General features: G+C 67.4%; 16 protein-coding genes. 9 read left to right on the top strand and 7 right to left on the bottom strand.

The window, feature by feature from the left end; all coding sequences use genetic code 11:
- Nucleotides 1–5: 5 nt before the first annotated feature.
- Nucleotides 6–1,220 carry an MFS transporter gene (locus tag BHE97_RS12805; protein WP_170931406.1) on the top strand — a complete coding sequence of 405 codons (1,215 nt, stop codon included), beginning with the start codon at nucleotides 6–8 and terminating at the stop codon, nucleotides 1,218–1,220.
- On the opposite strand, the gene BHE97_RS12800 is transcribed toward BHE97_RS12805, so the two are convergent.
- From BHE97_RS12800 to BHE97_RS12785, 4 genes are read right to left on the bottom strand one after another with little or no spacing between them, the layout of a single operon-like run.
- A complete protein-coding gene (locus BHE97_RS12800) occupies nucleotides 1,199–2,170 on the bottom strand; it encodes a sulfate ABC transporter ATP-binding protein (RefSeq protein WP_087624432.1) in 972 nt (323 codons plus the stop codon). The two genes, BHE97_RS12805 and BHE97_RS12800, sit on opposite strands and share 22 nt — an antisense overlap.
- A gap of 2 nt (nucleotides 2,171–2,172) precedes the next feature.
- Nucleotides 2,173–3,000, bottom strand: coding sequence for a sulfate ABC transporter permease subunit (locus BHE97_RS12795; RefSeq protein ID WP_087624431.1), 828 nt, complete (start codon nucleotides 2,998–3,000; stop codon nucleotides 2,173–2,175).
- Nucleotides 2,993–3,841 carry a sulfate ABC transporter permease subunit CysT gene (gene cysT, locus BHE97_RS12790; RefSeq protein WP_236757679.1) on the bottom strand — a complete coding sequence of 283 codons (849 nt, stop codon included), beginning with the start codon at nucleotides 3,839–3,841 and terminating at the stop codon, nucleotides 2,993–2,995. Before cysT ends, BHE97_RS12795 begins: the two co-directional genes overlap by 8 nt.
- Nucleotides 3,838–4,881: a sulfate ABC transporter substrate-binding protein gene (locus BHE97_RS12785; RefSeq protein WP_087624430.1), complete on the bottom strand. Its 1,044-nt coding sequence runs from the start codon at nucleotides 4,879–4,881 to the stop codon at nucleotides 3,838–3,840. The genes cysT and BHE97_RS12785 overlap by 4 nt, the downstream gene beginning before the upstream one ends.
- A 193-nt stretch (nucleotides 4,882–5,074) precedes the next feature.
- On the opposite strand from BHE97_RS12785, the gene BHE97_RS12780 reads away from it, so the two are divergent.
- Together BHE97_RS12780 and BHE97_RS12775 are read left to right on the top strand one after the other, a co-directional pair.
- The gene (locus BHE97_RS12780; protein ID WP_087624429.1) at nucleotides 5,075–7,291 is read left to right on the top strand and encodes an NADP-dependent isocitrate dehydrogenase; all 2,217 of its coding nucleotides are present in this window, start codon (nucleotides 5,075–5,077) and stop codon (nucleotides 7,289–7,291) included.
- 176 nt (nucleotides 7,292–7,467) lie between these two features.
- Complete coding sequence (locus BHE97_RS12775) at nucleotides 7,468–8,424, top strand: DUF559 domain-containing protein (RefSeq protein WP_087624428.1); 957 nt, start codon at nucleotides 7,468–7,470, stop codon at nucleotides 8,422–8,424.
- Between the two features lie 39 nt (nucleotides 8,425–8,463).
- Here the strand turns inward: BHE97_RS12775 and BHE97_RS12770 are convergent, their stop codons facing one another.
- Entirely contained in the window at nucleotides 8,464–9,930 is a 1,467-nt protein-coding gene (locus BHE97_RS12770) for a DHA2 family efflux MFS transporter permease subunit (RefSeq protein WP_343286118.1), read from the bottom strand.
- A 52-nt stretch (nucleotides 9,931–9,982) separates the two neighbouring features.
- Complete coding sequence (gene lepB, locus BHE97_RS12765; RefSeq protein WP_140400148.1) at nucleotides 9,983–10,591, bottom strand: signal peptidase I; 609 nt, start codon at nucleotides 10,589–10,591, stop codon at nucleotides 9,983–9,985.
- A gap of 186 nt (nucleotides 10,592–10,777) precedes the next feature.
- Between lepB and BHE97_RS12760 the strand changes: the two genes are divergently transcribed.
- From BHE97_RS12760 to BHE97_RS12735, 6 genes are all read left to right on the top strand, one after another.
- Complete coding sequence (locus BHE97_RS12760; RefSeq protein WP_140400147.1) at nucleotides 10,778–11,377, top strand: DUF6230 family protein; 600 nt, start codon at nucleotides 10,778–10,780, stop codon at nucleotides 11,375–11,377.
- A gap of 61 nt (nucleotides 11,378–11,438) precedes the next feature.
- A complete protein-coding gene (locus BHE97_RS12755; protein WP_087624425.1) occupies nucleotides 11,439–11,894 on the top strand; it encodes a DUF6114 domain-containing protein in 456 nt (151 codons plus the stop codon).
- A gap of 67 nt (nucleotides 11,895–11,961) precedes the next feature.
- Nucleotides 11,962–12,714 (top strand): DUF6230 family protein, encoded by a 753-nt coding sequence (locus BHE97_RS12750; RefSeq protein WP_087624424.1) that lies wholly within the window; start codon nucleotides 11,962–11,964, stop codon nucleotides 12,712–12,714.
- Nucleotides 12,714–13,205 (top strand): DUF6114 domain-containing protein, encoded by a 492-nt coding sequence (locus tag BHE97_RS12745; protein WP_201791434.1) that lies wholly within the window; start codon nucleotides 12,714–12,716, stop codon nucleotides 13,203–13,205. The genes BHE97_RS12750 and BHE97_RS12745 overlap by 1 nt, the downstream gene beginning before the upstream one ends.
- Nucleotides 13,183–14,124, top strand: coding sequence for a hypothetical protein (locus tag BHE97_RS12740; RefSeq protein WP_087624423.1), 942 nt, complete (start codon nucleotides 13,183–13,185; stop codon nucleotides 14,122–14,124). Before BHE97_RS12745 ends, BHE97_RS12740 begins: the two co-directional genes overlap by 23 nt.
- Complete coding sequence (locus BHE97_RS12735; protein WP_087624422.1) at nucleotides 14,121–14,870, top strand: DUF6230 family protein; 750 nt, start codon at nucleotides 14,121–14,123, stop codon at nucleotides 14,868–14,870. Before BHE97_RS12740 ends, BHE97_RS12735 begins: the two co-directional genes overlap by 4 nt.
- Here BHE97_RS12735 and BHE97_RS12730 read toward each other — a convergent pair.
- Nucleotides 14,867–15,973 (bottom strand): GNAT family N-acetyltransferase, encoded by a 1,107-nt coding sequence (locus BHE97_RS12730; RefSeq protein WP_087624421.1) that lies wholly within the window; start codon nucleotides 15,971–15,973, stop codon nucleotides 14,867–14,869. The two genes, BHE97_RS12735 and BHE97_RS12730, sit on opposite strands and share 4 nt — an antisense overlap.
- Nucleotides 15,974–15,988 lie beyond the last annotated feature (15 nt).

Genomic DNA, 15,988 nt, shown 5'->3' with positions numbered 1-15,988 from the left:
CCACGATGACTCAGACCCGGCGCCCTACCCATCTCGGTCTCGCGATCATCGCGCTCGCGCTCGGCGGGTTCGCCATCGGCACGACCGAGTTCGTGACGATGGGGTTGCTCGCCGACATCTCCGAGAGCATCGATCGGTCGATCCCGACGACGGGTCACATCATCACCGCCTATGCCTTCGGCGTCGTGGTCGGCGCGCCGCTGATCGTGTCGCTCGGGGCCAAACTGCCCAAGCGGGAGCTCGCGATCGGACTGGTCGTGGCATTGGCCTTCGGCAATGCGCTGACCGCACTGGCCTCGGGTTATCTTCCCGTCCTCGTCTCGCGATTCATCGCAGGACTCCCGCACGGCGCGTACTTCGGTGTGGCCTCGCTGCTGGCCGCGTCCATGGTGCCGGCATCGATGAAGGGGCGAGCGGTCAGCCGGGTCATGATGGGCCTCTCGGCGGGCACGGTCGCAGGAGTCCCGCTGAGCGCGTGGCTCGGTCTGCACTTCGGGTGGCGCTCGGCGTATGTGTTCGTGGTGGTCGTCTCCTTGCTGACCGCCGGGTTGATCTGGCTCTTCGTCGAGCGCGTGCCGGGCACGCCCGAGGCCACCATCCGCCGCGAGCTCGCGGCGCTCAAGCGACCGCAGGTCCTCCTCGCTGTCGCCGCCGGTATGGTCGGCTTCGGCGGCATCTTCGCGATGTACTCCTATATCGCTCCGATCGTCACCGATGTCGCCGACCTGCCGCGGACCACGATCCCGTGGTTCCTGTTCGCCTTCGGCATCGGCTCGGTCGTGGGCACCTGGCTGGCGGGAGTCCTCGCCGACTGGGACAACGTGCGGCAGATCGTCGGCGGTTTCGCCGTGAGCGTCGCCGTGCTGGTGGGCTTCTACGCCGTCATGGACCAGCCGGTCTTCACGATGGCGGGGGTATTCGCGATCGGCGCACTGGGCAGCATCGTCGCGGTGGGACTTCAGATCCGTCTCATGCACGCGGCCGGGGACGCGCAGATGCTGGGCGCGGCGCTGAACCACTCCTCGCTCAATGTCGCCAACGGTCTCGGTGCGTGGCTCGGCGGCATCGTCATCGCCGCGGGCCACGGTTACCGCGCGCCGAGCCTGGTGGGCGCCGGACTGGCCGCGGGCGGTCTCGTGATCGTCCTGGTCGCCGTCCTGGTCGAACGCCGCACCCCCGCTGACCATTTGGGCCGAGGTCAGGGCGTGGGAAGCGACTGAGCACCGACGGAGGGACGCAGCCAGACGTGGTCGCCCTGGTGGAGATCCAGGGCCGTCGCCTCACTGCGTGTCACCGTCACCTGAACCGGCTCGGTGTAGCGCGGATCGGTCGGGGTGACCTCCAACCGGATCTCGAAACCGATACGTGTCCACCGGGTGATCGGCCCGTCGACGACGGCAGCCTGCTCCAGCCGCGAGATCTCGATATCGTGCGGGCGGATCAGCTTGTCGCCGAGGGTCGTGACGGGCCCGAGGAAGCTCAGTACGAACTCGCTCGCCGGCTTGTCGTAGAGGTCATCGGGCGTGCCGATCTGTTCGATACGCCCGTCGTTGATGACCACGATGCTGTCGGCGACCTCGAGGGCCTCCTCCTGGTCGTGGGTCACGAACACGGTCGTCACGTGGACCTCGTCGTGCAGCCGCCGCAGCCAGTCGCGCAGTTCCTTGCGCACTTTGGCGTCCAGGGCACCGAAGGGCTCGTCGAGCAGCAGCACGCTCGGCTCGATCGCGAGCGCGCGGGCAAGGGCCATCCGCTGGCGCTGGCCGCCCGACAGCTGCGCCGGCAGACGGTGGGCGAACTGCTCGAGGTGCACGAGCTCCAGCAGCTCATCGACCCGGCGCTTGATCTCGGCCTTGGGGCGCTTGCGGATCTCCAGCCCGAAGGCGACATTCTTCGCCACCGACATGTGTTTGAAGGCGGCGTAATGTTGGAACACGAATCCCACATTGCGCCGTTGGGCGGGTACCCGGGTGGTGTCCTGGCCCTCGATCTCGATCGTCCCGCTATCGGAGGTCTCCAGGCCGGCGATGATGCGCAACAGCGTCGACTTGCCGCCGCCGCTGGGGCCGAGCAGCGCGGTCAGGCCACCGCTCGGGATCGTCAGGTCGATATCGCGCAGCGCGACGAAGTCGCCGAAGTTCTTGTTGACGCCGCTGATCTCGATGCCCATGCTTACTTCTTCTCCTTGGGTCGCAGGATCGTGACGATCACGAGGGCCGCCACAGCGATGAGGGTGAGCAGGAAGCTCGTCGCATAGGCCGCGCCGCGCTCGAACTCCAGGTACTTGTCCTCCACGACGAGGGTCGCGGTCTGGGTCTGCTGGGTGATATTGCCCGAGACGATCTTGACGGCGCCGAACTCGCCGAGCGAGCGGGCGAGACTCAGCACCACGCCGTACACGAGGGCCCACCGGATCGAGGGCAGGGTGATGCGACGGAAGGTCTGCCAGCCGCCGGCGCCGAGAGAACGCGCCGCCTGCTCCTGCTCGGTGCCCACCTCCTGGAGCACCGGCACGATCTCGCGGATCACCAAGGGCAGGCTGACGAAGGCGGTCGCCATGATGATGCCCGGCACCGAGAAGATCACCTGGAAGTCGATCGCGCCGAGCAGGGGAGCGAAGGTCCCATCGCGCGGGCCGTAGGCGAGCAGCAGCGCCAGGCCGATGACCACGGGGGAGACCGACAGCGGCAGGTCGAGCAGCGAGTTGAGCAGGCCCTTGCCGGGGAACTCGTAGCGGACCAGCAGCAGGGACATGCCGACCCCGAAGACCGTGTTGATGATCACGGCCCAGAAGGCGACGACCACGGTCATCTGCAGGGCGAATACCACTACCGGGTCCTGTAATGCGGCGACGAGGTGGTTGCCATCACTGAAGGTGTGGATCACCACGAGCGAGACCGGCCAGACCACAAGGAAGAACAGATAGGCCAGCACGATCGCCCGGCGCACATAGGTCGCCCGCGTACGGCGGGGGTGGCGGACGGTGGAGAGCTCAGTCACGACGGGCCACTCTCCGGGAGATCAGGTTCAGCGTGATGATCGCCGCCAGCGCCACCGCGAGCAGGATGACGGCGACCGCCGAGGCAGCGGCCGGGTTGTCATTCTCGATATAGGTGAAGATGCGCACCGACGCGACCTCGGACTCGAAGGGCAGGTTGCCCGAGAGCAGCACGAGCGAGCCGTACTCGCTGATCCCCCGCGCGAAGGACAACGTCGCGCCGGCTGCGATCGCGGGCGTCAGGCTTGGCAGGATGACGCGGCGCCAGGTCGTGAAGGTGCTGGCGCCGAGCGACGCGGCGGCCTCCTCCACCTCGGGCTCCAGCTCCATGAGCACCGGCTGCACCGCCCGCACCACGAAAGGCAGCGTCACGAACAACAGCGCGAGGAACACCGAGTGCGAGGTATTGGAGACATCGATCCCGAGCGGACTCGCGGGCCCGTAGAGGCTCAGCAACACCAGTCCGGCGACGATCGTCGGTAGTGCGAAGGGGATGTCGATGATGATCTCGAGCGCTCGCTTGCCGGGGAACTCATCGCGGACGAGAACCCATGCGATGAGCGTGCCCATGACGACATTGAGCGCGGTCACGAGCAGGGCCTGGCGAACGGTGAGCCAGATCGCCGCCGCCGTCTGGGAGCTGCCGAGGGTCTCGGCGAAGACGCCCCAGCCGCCGCCGGCCGCCTGGAAGACGATGAGGGCCAGCGGGATCAGGACGAGGATGCTGAACCACGTGACACCGATCCCCAGACCGATCGCGGCGGGGCGGTCGAGGGTGGACCGCGCCCGGCCGCGACGGCGCGTTCGCACCGTCGCGGCCGGATCGAGCTGCTCGATCGTCACGAGTTCAGTCCCGCGGCGGTCTGGAGCCGGGTGATGATGCCCTCGTTCTCATCGAAGAAGGTGTCGTTGACCTCGTCCCACCCACCGAGGTCGTCATCGATCGTGAACAGCGTGGTGATCTCCGGGAACGGCTCCTGCGGATCCATTGCTCCCTCGACCTCGCCGACCTCGATTCCCTCCACCGAGCGCAGCGGCCGGAAGCCCTTGCTCACGTACTCGGTCTGGCCCTCGGGCGTGAGCACGAAGTCCAGGAAGGCCTCCGCCTTGGGATCGGCATCGGTGAGGACCGCCGCGGGATTCTCGATCAGCAGGGTGTCCTCGGGCACCACGTACTCGATCGGCTCGCCGTTCTGCCGCGCGAGGATCGCCTCGTTCTCATAGGAGATGAGGACATCACCCGTGCCGCTCTGGAAGGCCTGCGTGGCGTCGCGGCCGCTGCCGGGGAAGGCCTGGACGTTGTCGAGCACATCGGCGAGGAAGGCCTCGGCCTCCTCCGGCGAACCGCCCTGGCCCACGATGTGCAGCCAGGCGCCGAGGATATTCCAGCGCGCCGCTCCGGACGATCCCGGATTGGGCGTCACGATGCCGATATCGTCGCGGGCCAGATCGTCCCAGCCCTGGATGTTCTTCGGATTGCCCTCGCGCACGGCGAGCACCACGACCGAGTCCGTGACGATGCCCTTGTTCGGTCCGTCGTCCCAGGACTCGTCCACCAGTCCGGCATCGACCAGGCGCGTGACATCGGGGGTCACGGAGAAGTGCACGTAGTCGGCATCCAGGCCGCTCGCGACCGCGCGGCTCTGGTCGCCGGAGGCGCCGTAGGACTCCTTCCAGCTGACCCCGGCACCCTCGTCGGTCTCGGCGAAGGCGGCCTGTGCGGCGTTGTTGCCGGCCTTCGGCACCGCGAACCCGACGAGGGAGAGCGACGTGGCATCCGCGTCGGTGCCGCCTCCGGCTCCCGAAGGCGCGCACGCGGCAGTCGCGATCAGCGAGGCGAGGGCCGCTGCAGCCGCCAACCGGCGACGGTACCGAGAAGTCATCGAGGTGCCTTTCTGGGCTTTCGGAGATCCTGACGAGCCCTCACGTTAGGCGCCGGATGCGCTTTTGAGACGCGCGTCCGCCTGGTGGACAGGCTTCCCGAGGTCGTCGAGTTCTGGTAGGAGCGGGGGCTCTCCGGGCGCTCAGGGCCACGCCAGCGACCGTCGTCGCCTCGATGGGCGGTAGGTTGGGGCCGTGAGCGAATCGACGATCATCTACACGCACACCGACGAGGCCCCCGCCCTCGCCACCCACAGCTTCCTGCCGGTGATCTCCGCGTACGCGGCCACCGCGGGTGTCGAGGTGGAGACCCGCGACATCTCCCTGGCCGGGCGCATCATCGCGGTGTTCTCGGACCGGCTGCCGGTCGAGCAGCGTACTGACGACGCCCTCGCCGAGCTCGGTGAGCTGGCCAAGCGTCCCGAGGCCAATATCATCAAGCTGCCGAATATCTCGGCCTCGATCCCGCAACTCAAGGCCGCGATCGCCGAGCTGCAGTCGCAGGGCTACGAACTGCCGGACTATCCCGACGAGCCGACCACCGACGAGGAGCGCGATATCCGCGCCCGATACGACAAGGTCAAGGGCAGCGCCGTCAACCCCGTGCTGCGCGAAGGCAACTCCGACCGCCGCGCGCCGGCCTCGGTCAAGAACTACGCGCGCAAGAACCCGCACCGTATGGGCGCGTGGAGCTCGGATTCGAAGACCAATGTCGCCACGATGGGCGAGCACGACTTCAAAGCCAACGAGCAGTCGGTGACGCTCGCCGCCGACGACACGCTGCGGATCGTGCACGAGGCCGCCGACGGCACCACCACCGTCCTCAAGGACGGTCTGAAGGTGCTGGAGGGTGAGGTCGTCGACGCCACCGTCATGCAGGCCGCGCCCCTGCGGGCCTTCCTCGCCGATGCCATCGCCCGGGCCAAGGCCGAGGGTGTGCTCTTCAGCGTGCACCTCAAGGCGACGATGATGAAGGTCTCCGATCCGATCATCTTCGGCCACGTCATCAAGACCTTCTTCGCTCCGGTCTTCGAGCAGTACGGCCCCGACCTCAAGGCCGCCGGCCTCTCGGCCAATGACGGCCTCGGCGGCATCTACGCCGGCCTGGAGAAGCTGCCGAACGGCGCCGAGATCAAGGCGGCCTTCGACGCCGCCCTCGCAGAGGGCCCGGAGCTCGCGATGGTCGACTCCGATCGCGGCATCACCAACCTGCACGTGCCGAGCGATGTCATCGTCGACGCCTCCATGCCGGCCATGATCCGCACCTCTGGCCACATGTGGGGCCCGGACGGCGACGAGCACGACACCCTCGCGGTCATCCCTGACAGCTCCTATGCCGGCGTGTACCAGGTCGTCATCGAGGACTGCCGGGCACATGGCGCCTTCGATCCCTCGACGATGGGGTCGGTCCCGAATGTGGGTCTGATGGCGCAGAAGGCCGAGGAATACGGCAGCCACGACAAGACCTTCGAGATCGAGTCGGCCGGCACCGTGCGGGTGCTGAACGCCGCCGGCGAGGTGTTGATGGAGCATGATGTCGAGGCCGGGGACATCTGGCGCGCCTGCCAGACCAAGGACGTCGCGATCCGCGACTGGGTCAAGCTGGCCGTCACGCGCGCCCGCGCCACCGGCGATCCGGCGGTCTTCTGGCTCGACGAGAGCCGTGCGCACGATGCCAGCCTCATCGCCAAGGTCAATGCCTACCTGCCCGAGCACGACACCGACGGTCTGGAGATCCAGATCCTCAGCCCGGAGCTCGCCACGGCGTACTCACTCGAGCGTATCCGCAAGGGGCAGGACACGATCTCGGTCACGGGCAATGTGCTGCGTGATTATCTGACCGACCTCTTCCCGATCCTCGAGCTCGGCACCAGCGCCAAGATGTTGTCGATCGTGCCGCTCATCGCGGGCGGTGGTCTGTTCGAGACCGGTGCGGGGGGTTCGGCTCCCAAGCACGTGCAGCAGCTCGTCAAGGAGAACCACCTGCGCTGGGACAGCCTGGGCGAGTTCCTCGCTCTCGCATCGAGCTTCGAGCACCTCGCCCAGACCACGGACAATGCTCGTGCGCAGATCCTCGCGGACACGCTGGACCGGGCGACCGGCACTTTCCTGGATGAGAACAAGTCGCCCAGCCGCAAGGTCGGCGAGATCGACAACCGGGGCAGCCACTTCTATCTGGCGCTCTACTGGGCCGAGGAGCTGGCCAAGCAGACCGAGGATGCTCCGCTCGCGGAGGCCTTCGCCGGGCTGGCCTCGACACTGCGGGAGAAGGAGGAGCAGATCAATGCCGAGCTGCTCGAGGTCCAGGGCTCGCCGGTCGATCTCGGTGGTTACTTCCGGCCCGATGTCGAGAAGGCGGCTCAGGTCATGCGCCCCAGCGCCACCCTGAACGAGGCCCTCGCCTCCCTCTGACCCCCGGTCCGACCCTCCGGGTCCAAGATTTGCCGGGTTCTGGCCCTTTCCGAGCATCGGAGAGGGCCAGAACCCGGCATTTATTTGTTGTCCACAGAGTTGAGACCACGATCCGGACATCCACAATCGTTCCGCGAGGTCTGGTCGATCCCTCGGCCCGGGATGACGCTCTGAGAATGAAGCTTCCTGCTGATGTGGCCGACCGTCCCTTCACCCGTGCGGAGGCACTTGCAGCCGGGCTCACGCCCAAGCAGTTGAGATCGGTTCGATGGCGCCGGCTGCTGCGAGGGGTCTATGTCAACGCTGATCTCGTCCTCACCGTCGTGGTCTGGGCACGTGCCGCCTTGTTGGCAGCGCCACGAGGTGCCGTGATCTCCCACTACACGGCGCTCGCTCTCTGGGGGCTCGATGTGCCCTCGGACGGCAGGATCCATGTCTCGACACGCACGAATTGGGACAGCGAGCAAGCTCGGATCGCCAGTCACCGCCGCCAAGGCTCGATCGCGAGCCGTGAGCGACACGGCCTGCCTGTGACGAGTCCGGAGCGCACCTTCGTCGACCTCGCCACCAAACTCAGTTGGCCCTGGCTCGTGGTCACGGGGGACTGGTTGATCACGCAGAGGTTCACCACGCTCCAGCGGCTGGTCGAGTACGCCGATGATCGGCATCTCAGCGGTGTGCGTCGAGCTCGCCGGGCCTTGAGGTGGGTCCGCGAGGGGGCGGAATCTCCACGAGAATCGTGGGTGCGGCTGCTCCTCGTGACGGCACGATTTCCGGAACCCGAGCTCCAGGTCCGGGTCCTCGATGGCGACGGGCATTTCATCGCACGGGTGGATATGGCCTATGTGCGCTGGCAGGTCGCGGTCGAGTACGACGGTTACTGGCACGAACGTTCGGCTCGACAACGTGAGCGGGATCGTGATCGACGCGAGTGCCTCGAACGTCTGGGCTGGACGGTTATCGTCATTTACGACACCGATCTGTCGGACCCCCGGAAGATCCCCTGGCGGATCTTCCACGCACTCCGCGAGCAGGGTTACCTTGGCCCCGCACCGGTGACGTCCGTGATGTGGGAACGCTGGTTCGCCGCGAGCAACTTTCGCCGGGCAATGGCCCCTCGAGCGGCCGCCTGAGGGCCACAACCCGGCAAAAGCTGGACCCGGAGGGTCGGGTCAGCGGGGGCGGGGGAAGAGCTGGACGATCAGGAGGCCGAGGAGGAAGGCGGCGGCGGGGACGAGGAGCGCCTGGCTCATGGCCGTCGAGAAGGGCTCGACCGCCTCGGGGGGCAGGACCGTGGGACCCGCGCCCTCGGCACCCGCTTCGGCCGCCTGCGGGAGGTGGGCCGCCAGCCGGCTGGAGATCGCCGCGGCGATCGCCGCGCTGCCGAGCACCGCGCCGATCTGCCGGGTCGCGTTGTAGACCCCCGAGCCAGCCCCCGCGGACGACATCGGCAGACGACGCGTGGCCGTCGCCGCGAGCGGCGACCACAGGAAGGCATTGCCGAAGCCCACGAGCGCGGTGGCGATGAGGATCAGCCAGATGGGACTCTCCTGGGCGACCGTCTGGCTCATGAACAGGATCGATCCTCCGGAGACGCCGAAACCGATCGAGGCCAGCAGCCGCGGTGCGACGCGATCGGTCCAGCGGCCGACGATCGGTGCCATCGCGGCCGTGACGACGGCCATCGGGATCAACAGCATCCCCGACTCGGTCGGAGACCAGCCACGAGCCGTCTGGGCCCACAGCATGAAGGGGAAGGACATCGCGGTGACCGAGAAGGAGACCATCGAGATCGCCGCCGTGGAGACCGAGAAGCTGCGCTCGCGGAACAGTCGGAGCGGGACGAGAGGCTCACGACGGACCCGGGACTGCCACCACAGGAAGACCGCCCCGACCACCAGGCCGAGACCGATGAGCGCGGGTACCGAGACGATGCCGGTGATCTGTCCCCAGTCATAGCGCTCACCCTCCTGGATGCCGAAGACGATGAGGAACATCGCGGCGGCGCTGAGTGCGACGCCCACCCAGTCGAAGGAGTGCGCATGGGTCTCCAGCCGCGGCACCAATCTCCAGGCCAGTACGAAGGCGATGATCCCCACGGGCACGTTGACGAAGAAGATCCACTCCCACCCCGCGGAGTCGACCAGGACACCGCCGAGCACGGGACCCACCAGCGTGGCGACGCCTGCCGTGGCACCCCACAGCGCCATCGCGCGCCCGCGACTCTCGGGAGGGAAGGTGCGGGTGATGACCGCCATGGTCTGCGGGGTCATCATCGAGGCGCCGAGTCCCTGGAAGACCCGCGCGATGATCAGCATCTCGACCGTCGTGGTGACCGCGCACCACAGTGATGCCAGCGTGAACAGCGTCAAGCCCACCAGATACACGTTCTTCGGTCCGATGCGATCGCCGAGCCGCCCGGTGATGAGCAGAGGCACGGCATAGGCCAGCAGATAGGCGCTCGTGACCCAGATGACGGTGTTGTAGTCGGTCTCCAGCGCCTCACGGATGGCGGGGGTCGCGACCGAGACGATCGTGGTGTCGACCAGGATCATGAAGAAGCCGATCACCATGGCCCACAGCGCCGGCCAGGGATTGGCGGGCAGGGTGGTGGTGTCGCGGTGCGGGGATGCGGTCACAGGCAGAGTCTGCCACCGACGCCCGACGTTCTGGTCGCTGCGAGGGTCGCGGTCAGGGGATTGCCACGAGAGAGGCCGGATTGGGGACGGTGCCGAACCTGTCCAGGGGCAGGATCCTGAAGTTCAACTTGGCCTTGATGGCATCGGCGGCGAAGAAGCCGTAGACGCGCGAGTCTTCCGACGCGCCCCAGTTGTCGCCCACCAGCCAGTACTCGCCCTCGGGCACGACGAACTCGCTCGTGCCGCCCTCTGTGCCGTCTACGGTGCAGCACGCGCCGCCGCCCGGTTGGTCGTCCCATCGTGGGTTCTCCACGCGGTAGACGGCTGTCTTCCCCTCGGGCCGCACGGTCACGACCGGCACCAGGCCGGTCGACTCGACGGTGAGCATGTCCCCCGGGAGCCCGATGACGCGTTTGACGATCGCGACCTCGTCGGGCGTGCGTGTCTCGACGAGGTCGAAGCGCTCGATACTGGAGCGGTTCCAGAACTGCGCTTGCAGGCGGTCACCGTGGACGAGAGTCGGATGCATGCTCGTGCCGTTCACCTGCACCGAGAAGGCGAGTGCGGCCACGGCTCCCACTGCCAGCACGAAGAATCCGATGAGGGCGGCGATGCCGAGGATGCGGACGGCGGCGGTGCCGCGTTCATAGGAAAAAAGCATGGGGTCCTCGGTGGTTCGTCCGGCGGCACCACTGTAGTCGGGGTGGAGAATCACGATCTTGGTGGACTGCAACTGCGAGTTATGCCTACACTCTGACCGTCGCCTCGTGATCTGGGTCACTGAGGGAGTTACCAGTAGGGCGACACCGCTGCTCGTTGAGGGACGAGCGGTCAGAGGGAGACATAGATGAAGACAGAGGGAATGGGTCGCGCACGCCTCGGGCGGTTCGCGGCCATCACGGTGCCTGCCACGCTGGCGAGCGTCGGACTGGGGATCGCGATCGTGCAGGGCATGGTCGCGGCCACCATCTCATCGGCCGGAGGCTTCGATCTGGACACCAGCCTGAGCGCCGATGCGCTCAAGGTCCGTCCGGGGCAGACGCAGGTCGGCGATGCCGACACCGGCAAGGAGACGATCTTCGCCGAGACCGAGAACGCGCGGGCCGACGGTCTGACGGTCAAGAGCCCCACGGTGAACCTGCCGCTGGTGCAAGGCGTCCATCTGGAGATCGCGTCGACGGACAGCGATATCGGCCTCGGTAATGTCGCGCTGAACGCGGCCACCTTGCGGACGCCGGATGGAGCGAGCCTGAACAACGTCACGCTGGGGCAGGCGCAGTCGCGCTCCGGCTTCTCGGACACGAGTCAGGCCTCGGGCTATGACGCGACCGGCTTCTCCCTGGTGAGCGGCGAGTCGACATTGAACAACATCTCGGCGAAAGCCTATGCGGTCACGCTCAGCGGCCTGTCGCTGAACAACCTGTCGCTGTCGGTCAAGCGCAGCTGATCATCGCTGGCGGCGTGGCGGGCTCCGGCCCGCCACGCCCTCGACGGCAAGGGAGACGACGATGTCCACATCGCAGAAGCCGAATCTGTTCGTCCGCGCCTGGCGCGGTATCACCCGTTGGCGGCGCACCCGTCCCTTCTGGGGCAGCCTGGCGCTCCTGGCAGGAGCCTATTTCGTGGCCAATCCGCTCTTCGGCGCGGAATGGGCCTTCTATGTGCACATGGGAGTGCGCGGAATGACCCCACTGCTGCTCGCCGGAGGCATGGCGGCCGCGGCGCTCGTCGCGCTGTGCGCCCCGGCGCAGCGGCACTTCCCGGCCATCGTCGCCTCGATGTTCTCGGTGGCCTCGCTGCCGCTCGCCAACCTGGGCGGATGGATCATCGGCATGATGTTCGGCATCATCGGCTCGGGACTGATCTTCGCCTGGACCCCGTACAGCGAGAAGCAGCTCGCGAAGTTCGCCGCACGTGAAGAGCGTCGCGGCCGTCGCCGAGCACTCCGCACGAGCGCCGCCTGAATCACACGAAAGCACGGCATGCTCACGGGGCTTGAGGGAGCCCGAGCGTACCGGGAGGGAGTACTCGATGTCTCGTCGTGCACGACGCGGCCAGCGGATCACCGGCTGGTCCGAAGGACTGGTCCGGCGGCTGTCCGATCGGCGCAACCTGATGATGGCCGAGGCGGAGGCCGTCCAGCGCGGCACCCGGCTGCGGGCGCTGCCGATGGCGACCGCGGCCACGGCCGCGCTCGCGGTCATGTTCGCGATGGTCGCGCAGAATGTGCTGGCGGTGAACTTCACCTCGGCCAATACCCCGCACCAGGTCTATACCGATCGGATCAACGGCACCGATGCCGCCGCCTATCTGAAGGCCCAGCCGTTGAACGACGGCCAGGAGGCGCTGGCGCAGTTCGGGTTCAACCAGGCCACCCTCAACGGTCTGTGCCTCGTCGCGCAGCAGGAGATCGGGGGCATCGGCCGTGTGTCGATGATGGTCATCGCGGGTGAGAAGGTCGACGGGACGGTGGAGGGCAGTGACGAGATCTCCGCCGACCAGTTGTTCTTCGCGTCCAAGGACCTCACCGGACAGGGCGATCAGATCGCCAAGCTGACGCTGGGACAGTCCGCGGACACCCTCGGGATGGGCTCCTATCAGGGGGACTGGCTGGACGGGGGCACACCGGGGGCTTTCGGACTGCAGGCGCAGACGATGAACATCTCCCACCTCGACGGTGAGTCCTATGGCGTCGATCTGCAGGGGCAGATCAATCTGCCGAAGCTGAGGATCAAGGTCCTGCCCGGCGCCAAGGACCAGTCCGATTGCGCGGCGCAGTACTGATGGCGTTCTCCCTGGTCGCCGAGGACCGTGGCCGGGTGCGCCGCGCCTGGCGCTGGTTCGGGGCCTTCCGGCGGACGCGTCCTTTCTGGGGTGGGCTCTGGCTGCTGCTCGGCGGATACGTGGTGATCGACCTCGCCTCCTCCTCGATCGGCTTTGCCGTGCAGGGAGGGTGGAGCGCGTCATCGGGGTACATCCTCGGCGGCGCGATGGTGCTGTTCGGCCTCGTCGCCTGGTTCACCCCGCACTATTCAGGCCTCGTGGGGCTGCTCGGCGTGCTGACCGCGCTGGCGGCCTTCGTCGGAAGCAATCTCGGGGGATTCCTCATCGGCACGCTGCTGGGCATCATCGGCGGCTCGATGGTGTGGGCCTGGGGTGAGAAGAAGCCCCCCGGTCGCGGTCGCCGCGCCCGGTCGCCCGAGGAGGAGCACCGCGCGCCGATCACGCCGACGACGGCCGGGGAGGTGACCGATGACGACCGCCTCGACGCCTAGCCGCGGCCTGCAACGGTTCATCGTCCTCGGCGCCCTGCTCGCCCTCGTCACCGGACTGGTGACCTGGGTCGCGGGTGATGCTGACCCCGCGGAGGCGAACAGCCAGAGCAATGCTCACCAGCCCTTCGACTGCAGCCAGCCGGGCACTGGCAATCCGCAACAGCGACGGCAGACGATCCCGTTGAAGTCCACGAGTGGCAACGGTTTCGAGAACCGCAACAGTGGAACCCGGATGTTCCCGTGTCTGTCGGGCGTGCAGTGGCGGATGACCGCCGGCGATCCGAGCACCAGCGACACGGGAGCGATCGTCGCGGACGTCAGAGGCATCAACACCCAGAACGCGCACACCTACTACCTGGCGGCTGACGGCAGCAGGAGTCTGTACCAGCTCGCCTTTCGCGATCTCACCTTCCGGCCGAATGTCGCCCAGCACGGGGCACCGGTGCTGACGGCCGATTCGCGGACCGCGCCCGACCCCAGGCCGGCGGCGGGTCACACGCTGACGATCAAGCCCGACGGCCCGATGACGGTCGGGGGACCGGGCGTGCGCACCGAGCTCATCGCGACCGGGGACAGCTGGTTCGCCTTGCCGTGGTCGCAGATCACGGCCATGAGCTTCCTGGCCAATGTGGTGGGCAAGGGTGCCATCTGCACGGCGGGCTCGAGCGGTGATGTCTGCCGGATCCGGCTGCAGACCCTCGCCGGCGGCGGGTCTGGGCTGTTGGGCCAGCTGATCGCCGCCATCGTCTCGGGCCTCGCGCAGGGAGGCGATTTCAGCATCATCGCATTCGACCTGACATTCGACTATCTGTGGACCCACGACATGGACGCCTCGCGCGATCCCTATGTGCATCCGCCCGGTGGCGCGAATCCGCTCAACTCCATCCGAATGCCCAACACGACGATCATGGTGCGATGACCGACGCGACCTACGGAACCCGGTGGGGCCGGGCCACGATAGCCGTGGTGGTCGGCATCGGCCTGTTGGCGACACTGTCGACGGCGATGCGCACGGAGCTGATCAGCGCTTTCGACTCCACGATCACGATCAACAACGGCAACGCGACCTTCGCCTCCTCACGCATCTATGCCGCGGACGCCGGCTTCGGCACGGCGGTGGTGGGACGTCACGACGGGACGACGCAACCGGTGCTGCGCGCCGGATTCGCGAGCGCGACCATGAACGGCTTCTGCCTGACGAAGACCGAGTCGGTGCCCCTGCTCGGCGATGTGACCTTCCATCTGCAGTCCGGGGACGGGGAGGCAGAGACTTCGGAGATCAGTGCCCGGTCGGCAGCCTTCGACATCACCTACCTGCGGGCGGCGTCGAGTCCAGGGATCGATCTGAAGGGCTCCACGCAGATCGGCCTCGCGACGACGGATCTGACCACGATCCCCGGTACGGCCCCCTTCGATGCCAATCCCTTCGAGGTGCCCAAGACCTTCGATCCGCGCTGGTACAACAGCTCGCGCAACGGCGGGCACAACAACGGCCAGGGGTACACGGCGATCGATGCCACGACCGCTGACCTCAACATGGTGTACGGCGATATCTGGCAGGCGCAGATCGAGGGCGATATCGTCCTGCCTGATCTGCGGATCCGCGTCGTCCCCGGCAAGGTCTCCTGCCGCGAGCTCGCCGAACGCGGTGAGTTCCCGCGTTAAGAGCGGACGAGCTCGTACCCGACGAGATCGTCGAAGCTGCCGTCGCCGAGGGGCTCGGCGAGATGCTGGGTGCCGAAGACGGTGAATCCCGCGGCTCTCGCGATGGCATTGCTGGCACCGTTGCTCGCGGCCGCGTAGAGGGTGAGGCGCCGGCGATCCAGACCGGCGGCGGAGAACGCGTGCTCGACCGCCGCGCGCACGGCGGCGGTCGTGAGACCGCGCCCGCGGGCCGAGGGATGAGTCCAGTAACCGACCTCTCCCGAGCCGTCATCGACACCGCGTAAGCCCATGACGGCCACGGTGCCGAGCAGCTCATCGGTCGCCACATCGCAGAAGGCCCAGATCTCCTTGCTGCCGGTTGCCGCCTGCCAGATCGAGTCGGCACGGTACTCCTCTGCCTGCGCGATGCCGTAGGGACGCGGCAGCCAGGACAGGTAGCGACGGGTCAGCGGATCATTGCAGGCCTCGACGATGCGGTCGAGATCGCGTTCCTCGAGGGGACGCAGTCGCAAATCCGCCGTCTCGATCAGCGAGGACCTCCACCGGGTCTTCGGCATCGGCGCGTCGCCGAAGCGGATCGATGCCGTCCAGGCATCGTGCACCCGCCCGCGCTCGTAGAGGAGTCCCGGTTGGAGTCCGTGCATGCTGAATCCGCACGCGTGGGCCACGCGCAGTGAGGCCTCGTTGCCGACTTGGGACCGCCAATGCACGACCTCCTTGCCGCCTTCGGAGAAGGCATACTGCACGGCGAGATCCACGGCCGCTCTCATGGCACCGCGACCGCGTGCCCAGGGGTGCAGGGCGAAGCCGATATCGGTGACCGGACCCGGACCGCGAATGTCGACATTGCCGGCGAAGCGTCCGTCGAGCTCGATCGCCCATGAGAGTCCCTGCGCGGTGTCCCAGCCCCGCGGGATGATCCGCGTGACGAACTCCTCGGCGTCGCTGCGGCGGTAGGGCACGGAGATCGCGGTCCACCGCTGCATCGCGGGATCGGTCGCCATCTCGTAGACCGGGTCGATATCGGCGGGTGTGTGCGCCCGGAGCGTCACGGAGCCGTCGGTCAGGACGGGGACACCGAGTGGGAACGGCAGCCCGGTCATCGGCACCCGCGAATC

It is taken from the genome of Aeromicrobium sp. PE09-221, assembly GCF_002174305.1.
Taxonomy (GTDB): Bacteria; Actinomycetota; Actinomycetes; order Propionibacteriales; family Nocardioidaceae; genus Aeromicrobium.
The sequence above is the reverse complement of the archived record's forward strand: the minus strand, read 5'-3'. Positions and strand labels throughout refer to the sequence as shown.